This is a genomic window from Protofrankia sp. Cj3, from assembly GCF_917627355.1.
In the GTDB taxonomy this organism is placed as follows: Bacteria; Actinomycetota; Actinomycetes; order Frankiales; family Frankiaceae; genus Protofrankia.
The window spans coordinates 1-2,592 of record NZ_CAKJTR010000320.1 but is presented as its reverse complement, the minus strand read 5'-3'; the positions used below and the strand labels follow the sequence as shown (position 1 = coordinate 2,592).

Annotated in this window: 2 protein-coding genes; one reads left to right on the top strand and one right to left on the bottom strand. The window is 70.1% G+C overall.

The annotated features are described in order from the left end of the window. Nucleotides 1-313: 313 nt before the first annotated feature. Nucleotides 314-1,474: an aminodeoxychorismate synthase component I gene (gene pabB, locus MJ783_RS23030; RefSeq protein ID WP_239313938.1), complete on the top strand. Its 1,161-nt coding sequence runs from the start codon at nt 314-316 to the stop codon at nt 1,472-1,474. Between the two features lie 61 nt (nt 1,475-1,535). Here pabB and MJ783_RS23025 read toward each other — a convergent pair. Continuing rightward, nucleotides 1,536-2,592 (bottom strand): GAF domain-containing SpoIIE family protein phosphatase (locus MJ783_RS23025; RefSeq protein WP_239313936.1); only part of this gene is annotated, 1,057 nt, incomplete at its 5' end.

Sequence of the window (2,592 nt, the reverse complement as noted above, 5' to 3'; positions counted from 1 at the left end):
AGGGGACGCGGCATCGCGGGGCCGGGGCACGCGCCTTGCGATCCATCCACCCGGACGCCGCTGCCTGATCGAACGCCCTGTTGCCGGTCGCTCCAAGTTTTTCGTAGATCATGAAGCTGTGGCTGCCGGACCGGAGCGCGGACGTGAGGAGCGGTCCCAACGCACCTCGCGGGGGCGTATGTCGGCGATGAGCGAGAGAATGCGGCGCTTCACGGAAGTCCCACGCGCGTCCCACGCGCCCTCGCGACGGCGGCGACGCCGGCCGCGAGCCGGGGACGCCGGCTGCGGGCCAGGGAAACGGAGAGGAGAGGTCGTGCGAGGCCGGAACTGCTTCGCCAGGTTCGACGACCTGCGGGCCGGTGTTGCCTGGGAGTTCTCGCGGCCCGCCTGCCGCCTGGCGGCGGTCCGGCCCGACGAGGTCGCCCCGCTGCTGGCCGAGGTCGAGGCCGCGACCGCCGGGGGTTGGTGGGCCTGCGGCTTCGTTGCTTACGAGGCGGCGCTGGACCGGCGCCTCGCTGTCCACCCGCCCGCCCACGGCCTGCCGCTGGCCTGGTTCGGCGTGTGTGCCCCGCCCCGTCTCGTCCCAGCCGTCCGCGAGCCGGACCCGGCTGCCTACCGTGTCGGCGAGTGGTGGCTGGCCTGGGACTCCGAGACCCACCGGGCCCGCGTCGAGGCCGTCCGCCGGCACATCGCCGCGGGCGAGACCTACCAGGTCAACCTGACCACCCACCTGACCGCCGAGACCCTCGGTGACCCGTTCGCCCTCTACACCGACCTCGCGCTCGGCCAGCGCGGCGCCTTCAACGCCTACCTCGACGTCGGCATGTTCGTTGTCGCCAGCGCCAGCCCGGAATTGTTCTTCGAGACCCGGGGCCGGCAGGTGCGGATGCGGCCGATGAAGGGCACCGCGCGCCGGGGCGATACCCCGGCCGAGGACGCGGTGATCGTCGCGGCTCTGCGCGCCAGCGAGAAGGAACGCGCCGAGAACATCATGATTGTCGACCTGGTGCGCAACGACCTCGCCCGAGTCGCGGTCACCGGCAGCGTACGGGTGACCTCCCTGCTGCACGCGGAGCGGTACGCGACGGTGCACCAGCTGACCTCGGAGGTGTGCGCGCGCCTGCGCCCAGGCATCGGCCTGCCTGAGGTGTTCCGCGCGCTGTTCCCGTGCGGCTCGGTCACCGGTGCGCCCAAGCCGCGCACCATGGAGATCATCCGGGATGTGGAGGATGGTCCGCGGGGCGTTTACTGTGGCGCCATCGGCATGGTTGCGCCTGCCGATGCCCCTTTCCAGGCTCGTTTCAGTGTCCCGATCCGTACTGTTCTGCTCGACCGTGCCACGGGCGTCGCTGCCTATGGCGTTGGCGGTGGCATCACCTGGGGCTCCGATCCCGCCGCTGAGTACGCGGAGCTGGCCGCCAAGACGGAGGTTTTCACCCGCCTCGTCCGCCTGGACCGTTCCCGGTGCTGTTGACGCGGATAATCATTGGGTATCCGCGTGACGTCGCTGGACATGTCCCGCTGCCGCCGTCGGGTCAGGACGATACGTCCGCATGGTGCGGCGGCTGGCCGGCCAGGCGGACGCGGCTTTCGCTGGGGATGCGGAGCGCGATGACGGCCAGATCGTCGTGGCCGTCGCTGGGGTGTTCGTCGGCCAGCGCGTGGCACAGCGTGGGTAACGGCTGGTCGGCGTAGGTCGCGGCCAGCGCGGCGAGCGCGGCCAGACCATGGTCGATCGGATGGGAACGGTGTTCGACGAGCCCGTCGGTGAACAGAATCAGGGTGGCGCCTGGCGGTAACGCGAGAGTGCGGTCGTGGCGAGGCAGGCCGACGTCGACCCCCAGCGGTACGTCGGGCTCGGTCTGCAGGTAGCGGCTGCCGCCGTCGGGGGTGAGCAGCAGCGGTGGGAGATGGCCGGCGCTGCTCCAGGACAGTTTCCACCTCCCGCCCATCGGCTCGATGCGCGCGAGGCAGATGGTGGTCACCGGATTTTCCTCGATCGCTTCCAGCGTGTGGTCGAGCTGAGTGAGCACGGCGCTGGGTGGGCCGCATTTGTCGTACAGCAGGGCGCGCAGCATGTTGCGGGTCTGGGCCATGGCGGCCGCGGCGACAAGGTCATGGCCGACGACGTCGCCGACGACGGCCCCGACCGCTCCGTCGGGCAGCAGCAGGGCGTCGTACCAGTCCCCACCGACATGCCCTGTTCGCGAGCCTCGTTGCGTCGATGCCTTGTAGACCTCGGCGACGGACAACGGAGCCAGGTTGGGCAGGCGGGGCAGGAGCAGGCGCTGAAACTGTTCGGCACCGGTGCGGACCTGGTCGAACAGGCGGGCGTTCTCCACCGCGACAGCGGCGGCACCTGCCAGCGCCACGACGACAGCCTCGTCCTCCTTGTCGAAAGGCCGCCCATCCGATCGGTCGCAAAGATAGATGTTTCCGTATATTCGGCCACGCACACCGATGCCGACGCCTAACATGGTGCGCATTGGTGGATGACCCGGTGGGAATCCTACCGAATCCGGGTGCGTGGGAATATCGTCCACGCGGATCGAGGTCGGCTGCCGAATCAGGTGGCCCAGCAGCCCATGGCCG